At 71.6% G+C, this 20,187-nt stretch carries 16 protein-coding genes; 13 read left to right on the top strand and 3 right to left on the bottom strand.

The features are described from left to right. Nucleotides 1-228: 228 nt before the first annotated feature. The 5 genes from E2B92_RS25415 (at nucleotide 229) to serA (ending at nucleotide 8,737) form a co-directional block, all read left to right on the top strand. A complete protein-coding gene (locus E2B92_RS25415; RefSeq protein WP_185923587.1) occupies nucleotides 229-3,213 on the top strand; it encodes a putative bifunctional diguanylate cyclase/phosphodiesterase in 2,985 nt (994 codons plus the stop codon). Between the two features lie 213 nt (nucleotides 3,214-3,426). Continuing rightward, nucleotides 3,427-5,286, top strand: a complete 1,860-nt coding sequence (locus E2B92_RS25410) for an acetolactate synthase large subunit (RefSeq protein WP_126885218.1) — start codon at nucleotides 3,427-3,429, stop codon at nucleotides 5,284-5,286. Nucleotides 5,287-5,307: 21 nt separating this feature from the next. Beyond that, on the top strand, nucleotides 5,308-5,832 hold the full coding sequence (ilvN, locus tag E2B92_RS25405; protein WP_019889675.1) for an acetolactate synthase small subunit: 525 nt from the start codon (nucleotides 5,308-5,310) through the stop codon (nucleotides 5,830-5,832). 75 nt (nucleotides 5,833-5,907) lie between these two features. Continuing rightward, nucleotides 5,908-6,909, top strand: coding sequence for a ketol-acid reductoisomerase (ilvC, locus tag E2B92_RS25400; RefSeq protein WP_126885219.1), 1,002 nt, complete (start codon nucleotides 5,908-5,910; stop codon nucleotides 6,907-6,909). 238 nt (nucleotides 6,910-7,147) lie between these two features. After that, nucleotides 7,148-8,737, top strand: coding sequence for a phosphoglycerate dehydrogenase (gene serA, locus E2B92_RS25395; RefSeq protein WP_126885220.1), 1,590 nt, complete (start codon nucleotides 7,148-7,150; stop codon nucleotides 8,735-8,737). Between the two features lie 34 nt (nucleotides 8,738-8,771). Here the strand turns inward: serA and E2B92_RS25390 are convergent, their stop codons facing one another. Further along, complete coding sequence (locus E2B92_RS25390) at nucleotides 8,772-9,254, bottom strand: hypothetical protein (protein WP_235023971.1); 483 nt, start codon at nucleotides 9,252-9,254, stop codon at nucleotides 8,772-8,774. Continuing rightward, entirely contained in the window at nucleotides 9,251-10,525 is a 1,275-nt protein-coding gene (locus E2B92_RS25385) for a PucR family transcriptional regulator (RefSeq protein ID WP_126885221.1), read from the bottom strand. Before E2B92_RS25385 ends, E2B92_RS25390 begins: the two co-directional genes overlap by 4 nt. A gap of 173 nt (nucleotides 10,526-10,698) precedes the next feature. Here E2B92_RS25385 and E2B92_RS25380 point away from each other — a divergent pair, with 173 nt between their 5' ends. From E2B92_RS25380 to E2B92_RS25350, 8 genes are all read left to right on the top strand, one after another. Then, entirely contained in the window at nucleotides 10,699-11,625 is a 927-nt protein-coding gene (locus E2B92_RS25380) for a proline dehydrogenase family protein (RefSeq protein WP_126885222.1), read from the top strand. Between the two features lie 16 nt (nucleotides 11,626-11,641). Further along, the gene (pruA, locus tag E2B92_RS25375) at nucleotides 11,642-13,273 is read left to right on the top strand and encodes an L-glutamate gamma-semialdehyde dehydrogenase (protein WP_126885223.1); all 1,632 of its coding nucleotides are present in this window, start codon (nucleotides 11,642-11,644) and stop codon (nucleotides 13,271-13,273) included. Nucleotides 13,274-13,412: 139 nt separating this feature from the next. After that, the gene (locus E2B92_RS25370; protein ID WP_126885224.1) at nucleotides 13,413-14,453 is read left to right on the top strand and encodes a S1 family peptidase; all 1,041 of its coding nucleotides are present in this window, start codon (nucleotides 13,413-13,415) and stop codon (nucleotides 14,451-14,453) included. Nucleotides 14,454-14,761: 308 nt separating this feature from the next. Then, nucleotides 14,762-15,142, top strand: a complete 381-nt coding sequence (locus tag E2B92_RS25365) for a hypothetical protein (RefSeq protein WP_126885225.1) — start codon at nucleotides 14,762-14,764, stop codon at nucleotides 15,140-15,142. Nucleotides 15,143-15,232: 90 nt separating this feature from the next. Beyond that, entirely contained in the window at nucleotides 15,233-15,778 is a 546-nt protein-coding gene (locus tag E2B92_RS25360; protein WP_126885226.1) for a GNAT family N-acetyltransferase, read from the top strand. A gap of 211 nt (nucleotides 15,779-15,989) precedes the next feature. Next, a complete protein-coding gene (locus E2B92_RS33850) occupies nucleotides 15,990-16,124 on the top strand; it encodes a hypothetical protein (RefSeq protein WP_260604347.1) in 135 nt (44 codons plus the stop codon). 78 nt (nucleotides 16,125-16,202) lie between these two features. Further along, nucleotides 16,203-17,246 (top strand): 3-isopropylmalate dehydrogenase, encoded by a 1,044-nt coding sequence (locus E2B92_RS25355; RefSeq protein ID WP_126885227.1) that lies wholly within the window; start codon nucleotides 16,203-16,205, stop codon nucleotides 17,244-17,246. Nucleotides 17,247-17,485: 239 nt separating this feature from the next. Then, entirely contained in the window at nucleotides 17,486-18,577 is a 1,092-nt protein-coding gene (locus E2B92_RS25350) for a branched-chain amino acid aminotransferase (RefSeq protein ID WP_126885228.1), read from the top strand. Between the two features lie 67 nt (nucleotides 18,578-18,644). Here E2B92_RS25350 and E2B92_RS25345 read toward each other — a convergent pair whose 3' ends face one another. Further along, nucleotides 18,645-20,108 (bottom strand): cytosine permease, encoded by a 1,464-nt coding sequence (locus E2B92_RS25345; protein ID WP_126885229.1) that lies wholly within the window; start codon nucleotides 20,106-20,108, stop codon nucleotides 18,645-18,647. Nucleotides 20,109-20,187 lie beyond the last annotated feature (79 nt).

Genomic DNA, 20,187 nt, shown 5'->3' with positions numbered 1-20,187 from the left:
TCGATGGGCAAGCGAACCGACGCGACGGGGCAGCCGACTGCGACCCGCGACCGCGTCCCGACCACCGGAGCCGCAGCCGCCGTCGCCGGCCCGGCCGAGGCCGCCACGGACACTGCCGGCCGGGCCGGCGGCGCCGTCACCGGCGTGGGCGGCGCCCCGGCCGCCGGTGCGGCGATCCCCGGCGCCCCGGCCGCAGCACCGGGCCGCGTCACGGAAGGGGACGGTCCGGTGAGCGCCCCGGGGGTGCTCATCGAGCGGCCGTCCGTCCCCGGCGGCACCGGCGGTGCCACCGGCGGCGGCACGGGCGGGTCCGGCACCGTGGTGTGCCAGCTCCTCCTCGCCGTGCTGTGCGGAGCCTATGCGACCGGGGCCGCCGTCGGCTGGGGCTCCGAGCAGATGGCCCTGATCATGGGCGACTTCGGGCTCAGCGCCGCCGCGCTGGCCGCCGCCGTCTCCTGCTTCCTGTACGCACGCACGCGTGGCAGCCGCTTCCGCCCCGCCTGGCTGCTGTTCGCGTTCTCCTCCGCGATGGCGGCCGGCGGGAACGCCGTCTGGGGCTGGTACGAGGTCGTCCTCGACCGTGACGTGCCCCAGCCGTCCCTCGCCGACCTGTTCTTCCTGCTCTTCGCGCCGCCCGCCATCGTCGGGCTGCTGGTGCTCGCCAAGCGGCCGGTCACCCGGGCCGGATGGATCTGCCTGGCGCTGGACTCCTGGCTGATCGGCGGCTCGCTGCTCACCCTGTCCTGGAGCCTCGCCCTCGCCCACACCGCCCGCTTCGAGGGCGAGAGCGTCGCGCGGGCGGCCCTGTCGCTCGCGTACCCGCTCCTGGACATCGTGCTGGTGAGCATGGTGCTCGCCCTGCACTTCCGGCGCTCCCAGGCCAACAAGTCCGCCGTGCACACGGCGATCGCCGCGCTGGCCCTGACCGTCCTGTGCGACGCGCTGTTCACCTCGCCGCTGCTGCGCGAGCACTACAGCTCCGGCCAGCTCCTGGACGCGGGCTGGTTCGCCGGCTCGCTGCTGCTGGCCTACGCCCCCTGGGGCGCCAACCGCACCACCGACGCTCCCGCTCCGCCGCGCGGGTCCCGTCAGCCCACCCGACCCATCGCCGGGTCGCTCACCGCCCTCACGCCCTATCTGGCGGCCGCGGTCTGCACGCTCGGCATTCTCTACAACGTCATCGAGGACCGCACGGTGGACCGCGTCGTCGTCTTCACCGGATGCACGGTCGTGCTCGCCCTGGTCGTACGCCAGGGGATCATGCTGCTCGACAACATCGCCCTCACGCACGAACTGGCCCAGAAGGAGAACCACTTCCGGTCCCTGGTGCAGGGCTCGAGCGATGTCATCATGATCGCCGCCCCCGACGGGGTGCTGCGCTACGTCAGCCCGGCCGCGTCCGGTGTGTACGGCCGGGAGGCCGACGAGCTCATCGGCTCCGAACTCGCCTCCCTGATCCATCCCGACGATCTCGGGGGCGTCGTCCACGAGGTACGGCGGTTCCTGGCCGCCCCTCCGTCGCAGGAGCCCACCACCCGCATCGAATGCCGCTTCAAGTCCGGCACCGGCGAGTGGCTCAACGTCGAGTCCACGGTCAACCGCCACCAGGGCGGCCTGATCTTCAACAGCCGGGACGTCACCGAGCGGGTCCGCCTCCAGGCGCAGCTCCAGCACAACGCGGAGCACGACCCGCTCACCGACCTGCCCAACCGCGCCCTGTTCACCCGGCGCGTCCGCCAGGCGCTCAGCGGGCGCCGCGCGGGCGACGCGGGCACCGCCGTGCTCTTCATCGACCTGGACGGCTTCAAGGGCGTCAACGACCGGCTGGGCCACCAGGCGGGCGACGAACTGCTCATCCAGGCCGCCCGCCGGCTCCAGGACTCGGTACGGGCCGGGGACACCGCCGCCCGCCTCGGCGGCGACGAGTTCGCCGCCCTCATCCTCGGCGACGGCAGCCGCGACCAGTCCGCCCGCGAGCAGCGGGTCCAGGAGATCGCCGACCGGCTGCGGCTCACGCTCTCCCAGCCGTACCGCGTCGAGGGCCAGGAGGTACGGGTCGCCGCGTCCATCGGCGTGGCCTTCGCCGAGGCCGGCATCAGCGCCGGCGACCTCCTGCGCAACGCCGACCTGGCCATGTACCGGGCCAAGGCCGGCGGCAAGAACCGGGTGGAGCTGTACGCGCCCCAGATGCAGGCCGACGTCGTACGCCGTACGGAACTGGCCACCCGGATGCGCACCGCGGCCCAGGACGGGGAGTTCGTCCTCCTGCACCAGCCGGTGGTCGACCTGGCCACCGGGCGGATCGCCGCCGTCGCCGCCCAGGCCCGCTGGCGCTCCGCCCAGGGCATCCTGTTCACCCCGGCCGAATACCTCCGTGTCGCCGAGGACGCCGAGCGGGCCGCCGAGGTCGGCAGCCGCCTCCTCGAAGAGGCCGTCGAGCAGGCCGCCGAGCGCGCCGGGCTCGGCCACCACGCGCCCGTCTCGGTCCGCTTCCCGGCCCGCAAGCTGGTCGACCGGTCCATGCCCCTCGGCACCGTCGAGGCCCTGCTCACCAAGTACGAGCTGCCCTCCGGGTCCCTGATCATCGAGCTCTCCGACAGTGACCCGAGGATCTCCTTCGACGAGCTGGAGCGGCGCCTGGCCACCCTGCGCAGGCTCGGCGTACGGATCGCGCTCGACGGATTCGGCAGCGGATACGCCGCGATCAACGCGCTCAGGCGGCTCCCTGTGGACATACTGAAACTGGACAGGGGCCTGGTCGAGGGTGTCGTCGAATCGGCCCGGCTGCACAAGATCACCAGTGGGCTGCTCCGCATCGCCAACGACCTCGGCATGCAGTCCGTCGCCGACGGGGTCGACGTACCGGAGCAGGTCCTGGCGCTACGCGCGATGGGATGCACCCATGGACAGGGAATGGCCTTCTCGGGCCCCCTGGACGAGTACCGGCTGCGCCGCGCCCTCGTCAGGGAGGAATTCCCCGTCCCCGGCGGGGTCGCCCTCCCGGCCCTCACCGGAGGCTCCCTGCCGGGCACGCTCACGGGCGCCGTCCCCGACACCCTCTCCGCCACCCGTGCCGTCCCCGACACCTTGCCCGGAGTCCTCCCCGACGCCCTGCCCGGCAGCCTCCCGAACGGCCTGCCGAGCACCCTCCCGGGGATGCGCTCACCCCACCCGCTTCGCTCACATAATGAGACTCGCGTCCCACCCACTTGACACTGACAGTGCGCCGGGTGGAGGGTCAATGCCATGCGCACCCGAATTCTCGTACTTGGAAAGCGCGTCGGCTGAGCACGGCCCGATCACGGCCGTGCAGACCCACACCGGCGCGCTCCCCTCGCTTGCCTCACGGCACGAGGGGTTTTTTGTTGCACTGGCACCCCGCCAAAACAGCTAAACCACGCGAAAACCCTCAGCTTCGAGAAGAGAATGCCGATGACCGAGCAGGCCACCGGGGCCCACCATCCGCAGCCGCGGGCCCGTACCGGCGGACAGTCCTCCGCCACCGTTGAGCACGTCACGGGTGCGCAGTCCCTCATCCGTTCTCTCGAGGAAGTGGGCGCCGAGACGGTCTTCGGCATCCCCGGCGGCGCCATCCTCCCCGCGTACGACCCGATGATGGACTCCACCAAGGTCCGTCACGTCCTCGTCCGCCACGAGCAGGGCGCCGGCCACGCGGCGACCGGCTACGCCCAGGCCACCGGCAAGGTCGGCGTCTGCATGGCCACCTCCGGCCCGGGTGCCACCAATCTGGTCACGCCGATCGCCGACGCGCACATGGACTCCGTCCCGCTGGTCGCGATCACCGGCCAGGTCGCCTCCAAGGCGATCGGCACGGACGCCTTCCAGGAGGCGGACATCTGCGGCATCACCATGCCGATCACCAAGCACAACTTCCTGGTCACCAAGGCCGAGGACATCCCCAAGACGATCGCCGAGGCCTTCCACATCGCCTCCAGCGGCCGCCCCGGCCCGGTCCTGGTCGACATCTCCAAGGACGCCCTCCAGGCCAGGACGACCTTCAGTTGGCCGCCGCAGCTCGACCTGCCCGGCTACCGCCCGGTCACCAAGCCGCACGCCAAGCAGATCCGCGAGGCCGCCAAGCTGATCACGCAGGCCAAGCGCCCCGTCCTGTACGTCGGCGGCGGCGTCCTGAAGGCCGGCGCCACCGCCGAGCTGAGGGTTCTGGCCGAGCTGACCCAGGCCCCGGTCACCACCACCCTGATGGCCCTGGGCGCCTTCCCCGACAGCCACCCGCTGCACGTCGGCATGCCCGGCATGCACGGCGCCGTCACCGCCGTCACCGCCCTGCAGAAGGCCGACCTGATCGTCGCCCTCGGCGCCCGCTTCGACGACCGCGTCACCGGCAAGCTGGACAGCTTCGCACCCTTCGCCAAGATCGTCCACGCGGACATCGACCCGGCCGAGATCGGCAAGAACCGCGCCGCCGACGTGCCGATCGTCGGTGACGCCCGCGAGGTCATCGCCGACCTGGTCCAGGCCGTCCAGGCCGAGCACACCGAGGGCAACACCGGCGACTACAGCGCCTGGTGGAAGGACCTCAGCCGCTGGCGCGACACCTACCCCCTCGGCTACGACCAGCCGGAGGACGGCAGCCTGGCGCCGCAGCAGGTCATCCAGCGCATCGGGCAGCTCGCCCCCGAGGGCACCATCTACGCGGCCGGTGTCGGCCAGCACCAGATGTGGGCCGCCCACTTCATCGACTACGAGAAGCCCGCCACCTGGCTCAACTCCGGCGGTGCCGGAACCATGGGGTACGCCGTTCCGGCCGCCATGGGCGCCAAGGCCGGGATGCCGGACCGCACGGTCTGGGCCATCGACGGCGACGGCTGCTTCCAGATGACCAATCAGGAACTGGTCACCTGCGCGCTCAACAACATCCCGATCAAGGTCGCGATCATCAACAACGGCGCCCTCGGGATGGTCCGCCAGTGGCAGACCCTCTTCTACAACCAGCGCTACTCCAACACCGTGCTGCACTCCGGCCCCGAGGCGGACGGCAAGCAGCCCAGCGCCGGCACCCGCGTCCCGGACTTCGTCAAGCTGTCCGAGGCCATGGGCTGCGTCGCGATGCGCTGCGAGCGCCCCGAGGACCTGGACAAGGTCATCGCCGAGGCCAACGCCATCAACGACCGCCCGGTCGTCATCGACTTCATCGTCCACGAGGACGCCATGGTCTGGCCGATGGTCGCCGCCGGCACCTCCAACGACGAGGTCATGGCCGCCCGCGGCGTCCGCCCCGACTTCGGCGACAACGAAGACGACTGAGAGAGAGCTGAGTCAAGAACCATGTCCAAGCACACGCTCTCCGTCCTGGTGGAGAACACCCCCGGCATCCTCGCCCGGATCGCCGCCCTGTTCTCCCGCCGCGGCTTCAACATCGACTCGCTCGCCGTCGGTGTCACCGAGCACCCCGACATCTCCCGCATCACCATCGTGGTCAATGTCGAGGACCTGCCGCTGGAGCAGGTGACCAAGCAGCTCAACAAGCTGGTCAACGTCCTGAAGATCGTCGAACTCGAGCCCAGCGCCGCCATCCAGCGCGAGCTCGTCCTGGTGAAGGTCCGCGCCGACAACGAGACCCGCTCCCAGATCGTCGAGATCGTCCAGCTCTTCCGCGCCAAGACCGTGGACGTCTCGCCCGAGGCGGTCACCATCGAGGCCACCGGTTCGAGTGACAAGCTCGACGCCATGCTGAAGATGCTGGAGCAGTTCGGCATCAAGGAGCTGGTCCAGTCCGGCACGATCGCCATAGGGCGTGGCGCCCGGTCCATCACGGACCGCAGCCTGCGCGCCCTCGACCGTTCCGCGTAGCGAGACCGCCCGACTTCCACATCCCTCCCCACCGTACGGTGGGACGCAACACCAGCACACCAAGGAGAAGACCCAGTGGCCGAGCTGTTCTACGACGACGACGCCGACCTGTCCATCATCCAGGGCCGCAAGGTCGCGGTGATCGGTTACGGCAGCCAGGGCCACGCCCACGCGCTGTCGCTGCGCGACTCGGGTGTCGACGTCCGCGTCGGTCTGCACGAGGGCTCCAAGTCCAAGGCGAAGGCCGAGGAGCAGGGCCTGCGCGTCGTCACGCCGGCGGAGGCCGCCGCCGAGGCCGACGTCATCATGATCCTGATCCCGGACCCGATCCAGGCCCAGGTCTACGAGGAGTCCATCAAGGGCAACCTGAAGGACGGCGACGCGCTGTTCTTCGCCCACGGCTTCAACGTCCGCTTCGGCTTCATCAAGCCCCCGGCCGGCGTGGACATCGCCCTCGTCGCCCCGAAGGGCCCCGGTCACCTGGTCCGTCGTCAGTACGAGGAGGGCCGCGGCGTCCCCGCGATCGCCGCCGTCGAGCAGGACGCCACCGGCAACGCGTTCGCGCTGGCGCTGTCGTACGCGAAGGCCATCGGCGGCACCCGCGCCGGTGTCATCAAGACGACCTTCACCGAGGAGACCGAGACCGACCTCTTCGGCGAGCAGGCGGTTCTCTGCGGCGGCGCCTCGGCGCTCGTCAAGGCGGGCTTCGAGACCCTGGTCGAGGCCGGTTACCAGCCGGAGATCGCGTACTTCGAGTGCCTCCACGAGCTGAAGCTGATCGTGGACCTGATGTACGAGGGCGGCCTGGAGAAGATGCGCTGGTCGGTCTCCGAGACCGCCGAGTGGGGCGACTACGTCACCGGCCCGCGGATCATCACCGACGCCACCAAGGCCGAGATGAAGAAGGTCCTCACCGAGATCCAGGACGGCACGTTCGCCAAGAACTGGATGGACGAGTACCACGGCGGCCTGAAGAAGTACGACGAGTACAAGACGCAGGACTCCGAGCACCTGCTGGAGACCACCGGCAAGGAGCTGCGCAAGCTCATGAGCTGGGTGGACAACGAGGAGGCGTAGGCCTCGCGGCGGCGGGTCCGGACGAGGTGTCCGGGCCCGCCCCTCTTCATTGGACCGACTGTCCAACCACGGATGGGTGATCCTTCCGCGACGGCGGAAAAGATGGCACCCACCACCACTACACTTCTCAACACATACGCGTCAGGCCCACAGCGTCGTGCGTCTTCCACGCGGCAAGCCCCCTCCACCGCATGCGGCCGTCGGGACGGCCGTCCGCACTGGACTTGTGAGGACCCACGTGAGCTCGAAACCCGTCGTACTGATCGCTGAAGAGCTGTCGCCCGCCACGGTGGACGCGCTCGGCCCCGACTTCGAGATCCGGCACTGCAACGGCGCCGACCGAGCCGAACTGCTGCCCGCCATCGTGGACGTCGACGCCATCCTGGTGCGCTCCGCCACCAAGGTGGACGCCGAGGCCATCGCCGCCGCCACCAAGCTGAGGGTCGTCGCCCGCGCGGGCGTGGGCCTGGACAACGTGGACGTCGCCGCCGCCACCAAGGCCGGCGTCATGGTCGTCAACGCGCCGACCTCCAACATCGTCACCGCCGCCGAGCTCGCGTGCGGCCTGCTGATCGCCACCGCGCGCAACATCCCGCAGGCGAACACCGCCCTGAAGAACGGCGAGTGGAAGCGCAGCAAGTACACGGGCGTCGAGCTCAGCGAGAAGACCCTCGGCGTCGTCGGCCTCGGCCGCATCGGTGTCCTGGTCGCGCAGCGCATGTCGGCCTTCGGCATGAAGGTCGTCGCGTACGACCCCTACGTGCAGCCGGCGCGCGCCGCCCAGATGGGTGTCAAGCTGCTGACCCTGGACGAGCTGCTGGAGGTCTCCGACTTCATCACCGTCCACCTGCCGAAGACCCCCGAGACGCTCGGCCTGATCGGCGACGAGGCGCTGCACAAGGTGAAGCCGACCGTCCGGATCGTCAACGCCGCGCGTGGCGGGATCGTCGACGAGGCGGCGCTGTACTCGGCGCTCAAGGAGGGCCGGGTCGCCGGCGCGGGCCTCGACGTGTACGCGAAGGAGCCCTGCACCGACTCCCCGCTGTTCGAGCTCGACCAGGTCGTCTGCACCCCGCACCTCGGCGCCTCCACGGACGAGGCGCAGGAGAAGGCCGGTATCGCGGTCGCCCGCTCGGTGCGCCTCGCGCTCGCCGGTGAGCTGGTCCCGGACGCGGTCAACGTCCAGGGCGGTGTCATCGCCGAGGACGTCAAGCCGGGTCTGCCGCTCGCCGAGCACCTGGGCCGGATCTTCACCGCACTGGCGGGCGAGGTCGCGGTCCGGCTGGACGTCGAGGTGTACGGCGAGATCACCCAGCACGACGTCAAGGTGCTGGAGCTGTCCGCGCTGAAGGGCGTCTTCGAGGACGTCGTCGACGAGACGGTGTCGTACGTGAACGCGCCGCTGTTCGCGCAGGAGCGCGGCGTCGAGGTCCGGCTGACCACGTCGAGCGAGTCCCCCGACCACCGCAACGTGGTGACCGTGCGCGGCACCCTCTCGGGCGGCGAGGAGGTGGCGGTCTCCGGCACACTGGCCGGCCCCAAGCACCTCGAGAAGATCGTCGCCGTGGGTGACTACGACGTGGACCTGGCGCTCGCCGACCACATGGTCGTCCTGCGCTACGAGGACCGTCCCGGCGTCGTCGGCACCGTCGGCCGCATCCTGGGCGAGGCGGGCCTCAACATCGCGGGCATGCAGGTCGCCCGTGCGGCGGAGGGCGGCGAGGCGCTCGCGGTCCTCACCGTCGACGACACGGTCCCGCCGCACGTGCTGACGGAGGTCGCCGAGGAGATCGGCGCGACGTCGGCGCGGTCGGTGAACCTCGCCTGACCTCGTACGATCATCGCCAGACCGGCCCGGTGCGTCAGCGCACCGGGCCGGTCTCGTCCATGAGACGGGACGGCTCGCCGAGGAAGACGCCGGGGCGCACGGGGCCGTAGGCGACGTTGAAGGTGTCCAGCCAGTACGTCCAGCCCCTGATGCCCAGCGCCGAGCTGAAGCGGTAGTTGAGCTGCCAGCGCAGCCACTCGCCCGGGGCCAGCCGTACGGCGGGCGGCCGGCGCTTCCGGGGCGGCAGACCGTACAGGGGGTTCACGCGGGGGAGGACGGACAGCTTCCCGTCCCGTTCCAGCAGCCGGACGGGGGCGTCGCCCAGCGGCCGGATCACCGCCTCGGGGGCGAAGTCCCGCCACTCGTCCATCCGTACGTAGTGGCAGAACGGCCCATCGGCGTCACCCGGCAGGGGGAAACCCACGGGCAGGGCATGGCGCCGGGCGGCCGCCTCGCCGCCGCGCGAGTCCTTGGTCCACACGGTGTGCACCCACTGCACGGTGATCGGGCGGGTCACAGCCGGGCCGCCTTGAGGGCCATGTGGAGCAGGAGGCGGTCCTCGCCCTCGTCGAGGTCCAGGCCGGTGAGCTGCTCGACGCGGGAGAGCCGGTAGTAGAGCGTCTGCCGGTGGATGCCCAGCGCAGCGGCCGTGCGGCCCGCCTGCCCCGCGTGGTCGAGGAACACCTCGGCGGTGCGGGCCAGTTCCGCGTGGGCGGGGGCGAGCAGGGCGCGCACCGCCCGGTCGTGGGCCGGGGCGGCCGGGAGCGCCGTCAGCAGGCGGTACGGCCCGATCGACGCCCACGGTGCCAGCGGGCCGAGCCGTGGCTGGGCCATGGCCGCGCGGGCGGCGGCCGTCGCCTCCCGCCAGGCCTCTCCGAGGTCGCCCAGGCCCCGCCGCGGGTCGGCCACCCCGACGACGACACCGTGTCCGGCGCTCCCCGCGGCCCCGCCGCGGGTGGGCCACGCGGCCGTGGGCGTCGCCCCGGCGGCCGGGGCCGGCGTGCCGGTCGCGGTGTCGCGCAGGCGGGCGGCCGCGGTGAGCGCGGGTGCCGGGGAGTCGGCCGAGCGGAGCCGGACCAGGGCGGCGAGGCCCTGGGTGCCCGCGTCCGGCCCGGGGGCGTCCCGGCCCGGCTCCGCCCGCCCGGGTGCCTCCGCCCGCCCCGGCCACGGCACCGTGCACAGGGCCGCGGCGCCCGGGGCGGTGCGCACGGAGGGGGTGCCGGGGGCCGGCCAGGGGGCGACGCAGAGCAGGGCGTGCAGGCCGTCCGCGTCGGGGCCGAGCGCCGTGCGCAGTGCGGTGACCGCCATGTCGTACTGCCAGCCCCGCTCCGCCGTCAGCACCGCCCGCAGCTCGCGCGAGAGGTCCGCGTCCGCCCGTTCCTCGTCCGCGAGGAGCGCCCCGATCCGCCCGGCCACCTCCATGGCCGCCGTCAGCCGGTCGGGCGAAGGCCCCGGGTCGGCGTCGAGGAGCCACACGTACCCCAGCACCACGCCCCGGTGGCGGACCGGGAGGCAGATCCGGTCCCGGAAGACGCCCGCGTCCGGGGCGGCGGGAATGCGCACCGGGCCGGTCGCGCGGGTGATGCCGAAGCCCTCGAACCAGGCGCGCACGGCGGGGGTGGACTTGCGGGTGAGGATCGACCGGGTCCGGACCGGGTCCATGGCGGTGTCGTCGTCGCTGTCGTGGGCGCCGAAGGCGATCAGCCCGAAATCGCGGTTCTCCAGCGTCGCGGGGGCGCCCAGCAGCGCCGAGATCTCGTCGACCAGGTCTTGGTAATCGCCCTTCACCCGGACATTCTGCCACCCGCTCAGACATCTGTATGAGATGCGGGGCACGGATGCGTGACGTCTGTCGATGGCCGAGCATCGGAGCGATCCTTAGGTTTCACGGTGGTTCTCCGTGCCGATACGGATTCGTTCCGTTTCGGCCCCCTTCAATCCGTGTTCCGTGGAGGTGCCCCGTGCTGGGTCCCGTGATCCTTGCCGCGTCGCGCAGTGACAAGATGCGCCGCTTCGTCTCTGCCGCCCCGGGCACCAAGCAGGTCGTCGGCCGGTTCATCGCCGGTGAGACGGTCGAGCAGGTCGTCCCGATCGTCCGGGACACGACGGCCAGGGGCCTGGAGGTCACCCTGGACGTGGTGGGCGAGGACATCACGACCCGGGAGCAGGCGTTCGCCGCGCGCGACGCCTACCTGGAGCTCATCGACCACCTCAAGAGCCTGGACCTCGGGACCAGGGCCGAGATGTCGGTCAAGCTGTCCATGTTCGGCCAGGCGCTGGAGGGCGGCCACGAGCTGGCCCTCGCCAATGTCCGCCCGGTCGTCGAGGCGGCCGCCGCCATCGGCACCACGGTCACGCTGGACGCGGAGGACCACACCACCCTCGACTCGATGTTCGCCATCCACGAGGAGCTGCGGAAGGACTTCCCGCAGACCGGCTGCGTCATCCAGGCGTACCTCTTCCGCACCGAGGAGGACGCCCGGCGCCTCGCCGCCGGCGGCAGCCGGGTCCGGATCGTGAAGGGGGCCTACAAGGAGCCCGCCTCCGTCGCGTACCAGGACAAGGCGGAGATCGACAAGGCGTACGTCCGGATCCTCAAGATCCTGATGGAGGGCGACGGCTACCCGATGATCGGGTCGCACGATCCGCGGCTGATTGCCATCACCCAGGAGCTCGCACGCCGCGCCGGGCGCAAACTGGACGAGTACGAGTTCCAGATGCTGTACGGGATCCGCAGCGACGAGCACGTGCGGCTCGCCGCCGAGGGGCACCGGATGCGCGTCTACACCGCGTACGGAACCGACTGGTACGGGTACTTCATGCGCCGCCTCGCGGAGAAGCCGGCCAACCTGCTGTTCTTCGTCCGCTCGATGATCACCAAGAACTGAAGGAGTTACGGAACTCATGGACGCTGTGACCCAGGTCCCCGCTCCGGTCAACGAGCCGGTCCACACCTACGCCCCCGGCTCGGCCGAGCGTATCCGCCTCGAGGCGAAGCTCAAGGAGCTGGCCGAGAACCCGATCGACCTGCCGATGACCATCGGCGGCGTCAAGCGGATGGGCGGCGGTGAGCGCGTGGACGTCGTGCAGCCGCACAACCACGCCAAGGTGCTCGGCACCTTCGCGGGCGCCACGCAGGCGGACGCCCAGGACGCGATCGACGCGGCCCTCGCCGCCGCCCCGGCGTGGCGCGCCATGTCCTTCGACGACCGCGCGGCGATCATCCTGCGCGCCGCCGAGCTGCTCGCCGGCCCCTGGCGCGAGACCATGGCCGCCTCGACCATGCTCGGCCAGTCGAAGACGGTCCAGCAGGCCGAGATCGACACGCCCTGCGAGCTCGTCGACTTCTGGCGCTTCAACGTCAAGTACGCCCGCGACCTGCTCGCCGAGCAGCCGCCGGCCAACTCCCCGGGTGTGTGGAACCGCCTCGACCACCGCCCGCTGGAGGGCTTCGTCTACGCGATCACGCCCTTCAACTTCACCGCCATCGCGGGCAACCTGCCCACCGCCCCGGCGCTGATGGGCAACGTGGTGGTCTGGAAGCCGTCCCCGACGCAGACCCACGCCGCCGTGCTGCTCATGGAGCTGCTGGAGGAGGCGGGCCTGCCCAAGGGCGTCATCAACCTGGTGACGGGCGACGGCATCGCCGTCTCCGAGGTGGCCCTGAACCACCCGATGCTCGCCGGCATCCACTTCACCGGCTCGACCAAGACCTTCCAGCACCTGTGGAAGACGGTCGGCAACAACATCGAGAACTACCGCTCCTACCCGCGCATCGTCGGTGAGACGGGCGGCAAGGACTTCGTCGTCGCCCACCCGAGCGCCGACCGCGCGATCCTGAAGACCGCGCTGACCCGTGGTGCCTTCGAGTTCCAGGGCCAGAAGTGCTCGGCGACCTCGCGCGCGTACATCCCGGCCTCGATCTGGAACTCCGGCTTCAAGGAGGAGTTCGCGGCGGAGGTCGACGGCATCCGGATGGGTGACGTCACCGACCTGACGAACTTCATCGGCGCCGTCATCGACGAGCGGGCCTTCGCCAAGAACAAGGCCGCCATCGACCGGGCCAAGGAGGACCCCACCTGCACGATCGTCGCGGGTGGCACCTACGACGACTCGGTCGGCTGGTTCGTCCGCCCGACGGTCGTCGAGTGCACGGACCCGGAGAACGAGGTCTTCACCACCGAGTACTTCGGTCCGTTCCTCGCGGTCCACGTCTACGAGGACGAGAACTACGACGCCATGCTGGAGCAGATGGAGTCGGTGTCGGCCTACGCCCTGACCGGTTCGGTCATCGCGAACGACCGTGCGGCGGCGGCGTACACGATGGAGAAGCTGCGGTACGCCGCGGGCAACTTCTACATCAACGACAAGTCGACCGGTGCCGTCGTCGGCCAGCAGCCCTTCGGCGGTGGCCGCGCCTCCGGTACGAACGACAAGGCGGGCGCGCCGCAGAACCTGATGCGCTGGACGCTGACCCGCGCCATCAAGGAGACGCTGGTCCCGCCGACGGACTACACGTACCCGCACATGGGCTGACGCCCGTCCCCTAGCACCGCCCCCGTCCTGGCCCCCACGCCGGACGGGGGCGGTTTTCGTGTGCGCGGTCTTGTGCTCATGTGGTGGACATGTCAAATTCCCGAGTACCCCACCCGCCGCATGACGAAGGAGACCCGGGATGAGACGCACCACCCGTGCGCGCATCACCCTGTCCACCGCTCTCGTCCTCAGCACACTCGGCACGCTCGGCTTAGGCGCCACCCCCGCCGGAGCGGCCGACCCCGCCGGCCTCCACGCCCTCGACTCCGCCGTCGAGCGCCGGCTCGGCGCCGACAGCGCCGGGACGTACGTGGAGAACGGCGAGCTGATCGTCACCGTCACCTCCGAAGCCGCCGCCGAACGCGCCCGCGCCGCCGGTGCCACACCGCGGATCGTCGAGCGGAGCGCCGCCCAACTGGGCGCCGCCATGGCCGCACTGGAGGCCCGCGCCAAGATCCCCGGCACCTCCTGGGGCCTGGATCCGCGCACCAACCAGATCGCCGTCGAGGCCGACTCCTCCGTCTCCGCCCGTGACATGGCCCGGCTGCGCAAGGTCGCGGCCTCGCTCGACGGAGCGGTGCGGATCAGCCGCGTACCGGGCACCTTCACGCGCGAGGTGGCGGGCGGCGACGCCATCCACGGCGGCGGCTACCGCTGCTCGGCCGCCTTCAACGTCCAGAAGGGCACCACCCGGTACTTCCTGACCGCCGGTCACTGCACCAACGCCGCCACGAGCTGGTCCGCGACATCGGGCGGCGCGCAGATCGGCGTACGGGAGGGCACCAGCTTCCCGACCAACGACTACGGGCTCGTCCGCTACACCAACACGGCGAACACCCCCGGCAGCGTCAACCTCTACAACGGCGGCTTCCAGGACATCTCCTCCGCCGCCGACGCCGTGGTCGGCCAGGCCATCCGCAAGAGCGGCTCCACCACCAAGGTGACCAGCGGCACGGTCACCGCCGTGAACGTCACCGTCAACTACAGCGACGGCCCGGTCTACGGCATGGTCCGTACGACCGCGTGCTCGGCCGGCGGCGACAGCGGCGGCGCCCACTTCGCCGGCTCGGTCGCCCTCGGCATCCACTCGGGCAGCTCCGGCTGCACGGGCACCAACGGCTCGGCGATCCACCAGCCGGTGCGTGAGGCCCTGAGCGCCTACGGCGTGGCCGTGTACTGACCCCGGCACCCACGGAACGCACGACGTGCCGGAGCCACCCGTGGTGTGGGGCGGCGCCCCGCGCGGGCGCAAGCGCCCTCGCCCCGCACCCCGGGTGGCGCCCCTCGGGCGGACGGACGGGGCGGCCACGCCGCCGGCATCGGCCTCATCACCGGTCGGAACGTCACGGCCTTCACCACCGTGATCGCGCATAACGCGGGTTCCGCGACGCCGTGTTCGCCCCCAGCGGCGCCGCGGGCGCGGTCGCGACCGCCACGGCGTTGAGCTGCCGTCAGTTTGCCGCGGCGTACAGCGGTTACCCGCACACCATGGCTGACACGAACAAGACTTCGACGACCAAGACCGCCTCGCGGGCCGGCACCGCGACCAAGGAGCGGGCGCAGGACGCGGCGTCGTCCGCGTCGCGGTCCGCACGCGGCGGCAAGGAGGCCCTCGCCGGGCTCGGCGGGGCGACCAGCGAGAAGGCCAGGTCCGCGGCCAGGACCGTCCAGTCGGCCGTGAGCACGGCGGCCGGGCAGACCGTGGGCAAGGCGGGCGTGGCCTGGACGCTGGTGAAGGCCAGGAAGGCCATCGCCGCCGGGGCCGGTGCCGGTGTGGTGACCGTCGTGGCGTCCTCGTACGCCCTCGGCCGCCGGGCCGGGCTGCGCCGGCGCGGGCCGCTGTCCCGGCTCACCGGCGGACGGCTCTGACGGCGGCCGGTTCTCACAGCGGGTGACGGCGGGGCGCGGGGGGGGCCGGATTGCCCCCACGCGCCCCGCCGCCCGCTGGAAGATGGCCGTATGACCGACTCCCTGCACCTGGCCCACACCTACCAGCTCAGTCACTCCGCGCTCGCCGCGATACGGACGATGCTGAACGCCGCGTTCGACGGGGACTTCGCCGAGGAGGACTGGGACCACGGGCTCGGCGGCGTCCACGCCTTCGTCGAGGACGAGCACGGCGTCGCCGCCCACGGCAGCGTGATCATGCGACGGGTGGCGCACGCCGGCCGCTCGTACCGTGTCGGGTACGTGGAGGCCGTCGCCGTGCGCGCCGACCGCCGCCGCCAGGGACTGGGCGGCCGGGTCATGGCGGCGCTGGAGGAGGTCGTCGACGGGGCCTACGCGTTCGGCGCCCTGTCCGCGTCCGACGACGGGGCCGAGCTGTACCGGGCGCGCGGCTGGCAGCTCTGGAACGGCCGCGTCGAGGCGTACGGCCCCGACGGGGTCGTGCACCTGCCGGACGAGGAGGACAGCACCTACCTGCGCCCCGCGGCCGGCCGCCCGCTGCCCACGGCGGACGCGGGCGCGCTGCTCTTCGACTGGCGGGACGGTGACGTTCTGTGACGACGGGCGTGCGCGTCTCAGATAGTAGGAAGTCCGAGTAATTGTGGAGACAGACGCTCCTCCACGGCTTAGCTTTGTAGAAGCCGAACGTCCCGCTCCATCGAGCGATTGGCGGACGTGAGCGCCGTGCCCCCGGCAGGCAACCCCTGCGGCCGCGCTCCCTGCCCCTTCCGGCGCCTCGAATCATTCTGATCTCAAGGAGTCGATCGTCATGGCCGCTCAGACCGTCGTTCGCCGTGTCCGCCACACCGCCCCCCGCCCCACCGACACCGAGCGCCGCAATGCCGCCGCCGCGCTCCAGCGGGCCCTCGACCGGCGGGACAACGGCGGGGCCACCGGGCACTGACCCGCCCGCGAACACACCGATCCGTCCACATCCTGGAACGTGCATGTCAGGCAATGGGACGGGGAGTAGGGTGCCGACATGTCTCGCAGCATCAATCTCGCAGTGGTTCCCGGTGACGGCATCGGCCAGGAGGTCGTGGCCCAGGGCCTGAAGGTCCTTCGCTCCGTCCTCCCGCAGGATGTGAAGCTGGAGACCAAGGAGTACGACCTCGGCGCCAGGCGCTGGCACCGCACCGGGGAGACCCTCCCCGACGCGGAGCTGGAGTCCCTCAGGAGCCACGACGCCATCCTGCTCGGCGCCATCGGCGACCCCTCCGTCCCGTCCGGCGTCCTGGAGCGCGGGCTGCTGCTCAAGCTGCGCTTCGCCTTCGACCACTTCGTCAACCTGCGTCCGTCGAAGCTGTTCCCGAACACCGCGACCCCGCTGGCCGGCCGCCCCGACATCGACTTCGTCGTCGTCCGCGAGGGCACCGAGGGCCCGTACACGGGCAACGGCGGCTCCCTGCGCACCGGCACCCCGGCCGAGGTCGCGACCGAGGTCAGCGTCAACACCGCGTACGGCGTCGAGCGCGTCGTCCGGGACGCGTACGAGCGGGCCAATGCCCGCCCGCGCAAGAAGCTGACGCTGGTCCACAAGAACAACGTGCTCGTCTACGCCGGCCACATGTGGAAGAAGATCTTCGACAAGGTCGGTGAGGAGTACCCCGAGGTCACCACCGACTACCTGCACGTCGACGCCGCGACGATCTTCTTCGTCACGCAGCCCGAGCGCTTCGACGTCATCGTCACCGACAACCTCTTCGGCGACATCCTGACCGACCTCGCCGCCGCCGTGACCGGTGGCATCGGCCTGGCCGCGTCCGGGAACATCAACCCGACGGGCGAGTTCCCGTCGATGTTCGAGCCCGTCCACGGCTCCGCGCCCGACATCGCGGGCCAGGGCAAGGCCGACCCCACGGCGACGATCCTCTCCGTCGCGCTGCTCCTGCGCCACCTCGGGTACGAGGCCGAGGCCGTGCGCATCGAGGACGCGGTCGCCGCCGACCTGGCGGAGCGGGACGGCGCGGCGCCCCGCACGACGGACGAGATCGGCGACGCGCTCGCGGTACGCGTAGCGAGCTGACCCGCCGACTGACGCCATCCAAGACAGCCGCCGGGTCGCATCCGCACCCGGCGGCTTCTCCTGTGCGGCCCCGGGTGCCACCATCAACCCTGGACCGCACTCCAGCCGTTTCATTGCACGGGGTCACGCGCGCGATAATCGAACGCGGGGCCGCGGCATGCGGGAAAGCTCGGACGTCCTAGCAGATGTAGCGGCGTGAGCGCGGTCCGTCACACACAACGGTGAAGGACACAGCACTCATGACGACGACGCCCACGATCGAGCTCAAGCCCTCCTCGAACCCGCTGTCCGACGCGGAGCGCGAGGCGATTCTGGCCAACCCCGGATTCGGCCGCCACTTCACCGACCACATGGTGACGATCAAGTGGACGGAGGGCCGCGGCTGGCACGACGCCGAGCTGACGCCGTACGCGCCGCTGTCGATCGACCCCGCGAACATGACGCTGCACTACGCGCAGGAGATCTTCGAAGGGCTCAAGGCGTACCGCCGCCCCGACGGCTCGGTCTCGCTCTTCCGGCCCGAGGCCAACGCCGAGCGGTTCCAGATCTCGGCCAAGCGCCTGGCCATGCCGGAGCTGCCGGTCGAGACGTTCGTCGCCGCGTGCGACGCGCTCGTCCAGCAGGACCAGGCGTGGGTCCCGCCGCACGGCGGCGAGGAGTCGCTGTACCTTCGCCCGTTCATGATCGCCAACGAGGTCGGGCTCGGTGTCCGCCCGGCCAACGAGTACCTGTTCATCGTCATCGCCTCGCCGGCCGGCGCGTACTTCCCCGGCGGCGTGAAGCCCGTCTCGATCTGGCTCTCCGAGGACCGCGTCCGCGCGGTCCCCGGCGGCATCGGCTTCGCCAAGACCGGCGGCAACTACGCCGCGTCGCTGCTCGCCCAGGCCGAGGCGGCCGCCAAGGGCTGCGACCAGGTCGCCTACCTCGACGCGGTCGAGCACAAGTGGGTCGAGGAGCTCGGCGGCATGAACCTGTACTTCGTGTACGAGAACAAGATCGTCACGCCCGAGCTGACCGGCTCTCTCCTCGCCGGCATCACCCGTGACTCGCTCCTCAAGCTCGCCGGTGACCTCGGGTACGAGGCGGAGGAGAGCCGCGTCTCCATCGACCAGTGGCGGCGCGACACCGAGAACGGCACGCTCAAGGAGGTCTTCGCCTGCGGTACGGCGGCCGTCATCACCCCGGTCGGCACGGTGAAGTCGGCCGGCGGCGAGTGGACGCAGGGCGACGGCACGCCCGGCGAGGTCACCCTGAAGCTCCGCAGGGCGCTGCTGGACATCCAGACCGGTGCCGCCGAGGACGTCCACGGCTGGACCCACCGGATCGGCTGACCCGCCGGACACGGAAAACCGCCCGCGCCCCCCGCTCGGGGGCGCGGGCGGTTCCGCGTGCCGCGCGTCAGGGCGCGGCGGTCTCGGGCCGCGGGGCCGGCGCCCCGGCCGTGGCCGTGGCGGGAGCGGCGGCCGGGGCGGGGGCCGGGGCCGTGGAGGCGGCCGTCAGCACCGCGTACGCCATGCCCCCCGCCAGCCCGGACAGGACGAAGCTCATGTCGACGCCGCCGGTCAGCGCGAGCAGCGGGCCCTCGTACAGCGGCGTCGAGACGGCCGCCAGGCCCACCACCGCACCGAGCGCCCAGGACGCCGTGGCACGGGGGTGCCACCCGGCGCGGAACCAGTAGATCCCGCCCTTCGCCCGCCGGTTGTGGACCTGGAGCGCCTCCGCGTCGTACGCGCCGCGGCACCGGCGGTGACCGATCAGGGTGATGACCGCCCACGGTGTGCCGAGCGCGGTCAGCAGCAGCACGAACGAGGTCATCGCCGACCGCGCGTCCCAGGCGAAGTGGCCCGCGAAGACGAGCGCCGTGGCGACGGCGGCGACCACCAGCGTGGCCGTGGTGCGAGTGGCGCGCGGCACGATGGCGTCCAGGTCGAGCCCCATCGAGTAGAGCATCAGCCCCGCGTTGCCGACCGAGCCGGCGCCCGCCGCCACCAGCAGCGGCAGCAGGTACCAGGGCGCCGCCGTCGCGACCAGCGGCCCCGCGTAGTCGAGCCCCGCCCGCGCGGCCAGCGCCGTGAACGTACCGAAGAGCTGCGGCACCAGCAGGCCCACGAACAGGCCCGCGCAGGTCGCCCGCAGCACCGTGCGCGGGCGGTGCCGCTCGGGCGAGACGTACCGCGTGTAGTCGCCCAGCAGGGTGATGAAGGCGACCGGGCCGCTCAGCCCCGCCGCCACGGCGGACAGCAGCCACGTCGGCCAGAAGGAGCCCAGCAGGTAGGGGGTGTCCGGCGGCGGCGCGGTGGTGAAGTCGCCCGCGTAGGCGAGCACGCCGAGCAGCAGCAGCAGCGTCATGCCCACGGCCAGGTACCGGCTGATCCGCAGCAGCAGCCGGTAGCCGTACACGGCGGCGACGACCGTGCAGCTCGCCAGCAGCACGTAGACGAGGGTGTGCGCCCCCGCGCCGGTCGGCACGTCGAACAGGCGGGCGAGGGTGCCGAGCATGACGTCGCCGCCGATCCACAGCGTCAGCGCCGTGTACCCGAGCGACAGCAGCAGGCCCACCACCGAGCCGACGAGCCGGCCGCGTACGCCGAAGAAGGCGCCGCTCGACGTCGACAGGTTCGTCCCCGTGCGCAGCGAGACCAGCGCGAGCGGGGCGGTGACGGCCACGCCGACGACGGTCCCGGCCAGGACCGAGGTCACCGAGGCCCACAGGCCGAGCCCGAAGGAGACCGGCAGCCAGCCGAAGACGATCACGCCCAGGCACAGGTTCGAGCCCAGCAGGATCGAGACGAGGTCGCGCGGCCCGCTGGTGCGCTCCGCCTCCGGGACGGTGTCGACTCCGCGCTGTTCAATCGTCGGCATGGGTGTTCTCCCTGGCTCCGCCCGTCGCAGGCCGGTCTCTGGTCCGACATTTAGAGTGACGCTCAATGTGACTGATGCT

The organism is Streptomyces sp. WAC05374, from assembly GCF_004353505.1.
Lineage (GTDB): Bacteria > Actinomycetota > Actinomycetes > Streptomycetales > Streptomycetaceae > Streptomyces.
The sequence above is the reverse complement of the archived record's forward strand: the minus strand, read 5'-3'. Positions and strand labels throughout refer to the sequence as shown.

What these genes read in the sequence shown, in the direction of transcription:
- E2B92_RS25410 (WP_126885218.1), top strand. Translation starts at nt 3,427, where the DNA reads ATGCCGATGACCGAGCAGGCCACCGGGGCCCACCATCCGCAGCCGCGG.
- ilvN (WP_019889675.1), top strand. Translation starts at nt 5,308, where the DNA reads ATGTCCAAGCACACGCTCTCCGTCCTGGTGGAGAACACCCCCGGCATC.
- pruA (WP_126885223.1), top strand. Translation starts at nt 11,642, where the DNA reads ATGGACGCTGTGACCCAGGTCCCCGCTCCGGTCAACGAGCCGGTCCAC.
- E2B92_RS25370 (WP_126885224.1), top strand. Translation starts at nt 13,413, where the DNA reads ATGAGACGCACCACCCGTGCGCGCATCACCCTGTCCACCGCTCTCGTC.
- E2B92_RS25365 (WP_126885225.1), top strand. Translation starts at nt 14,762, where the DNA reads ATGGCTGACACGAACAAGACTTCGACGACCAAGACCGCCTCGCGGGCC.
- E2B92_RS25360 (WP_126885226.1), top strand. Translation starts at nt 15,233, where the DNA reads ATGACCGACTCCCTGCACCTGGCCCACACCTACCAGCTCAGTCACTCC.
- E2B92_RS33850 (WP_260604347.1), top strand. Translation starts at nt 15,990, where the DNA reads ATGGCCGCTCAGACCGTCGTTCGCCGTGTCCGCCACACCGCCCCCCGC.
- E2B92_RS25355 (WP_126885227.1), top strand. Translation starts at nt 16,203, where the DNA reads ATGTCTCGCAGCATCAATCTCGCAGTGGTTCCCGGTGACGGCATCGGC.
- E2B92_RS25350 (WP_126885228.1), top strand. Translation starts at nt 17,486, where the DNA reads ATGACGACGACGCCCACGATCGAGCTCAAGCCCTCCTCGAACCCGCTG.
- E2B92_RS25345 (WP_126885229.1), bottom strand. Translation starts at nt 20,108, where the DNA reads ATGCCGACGATTGAACAGCGCGGAGTCGACACCGTCCCGGAGGCGGAG.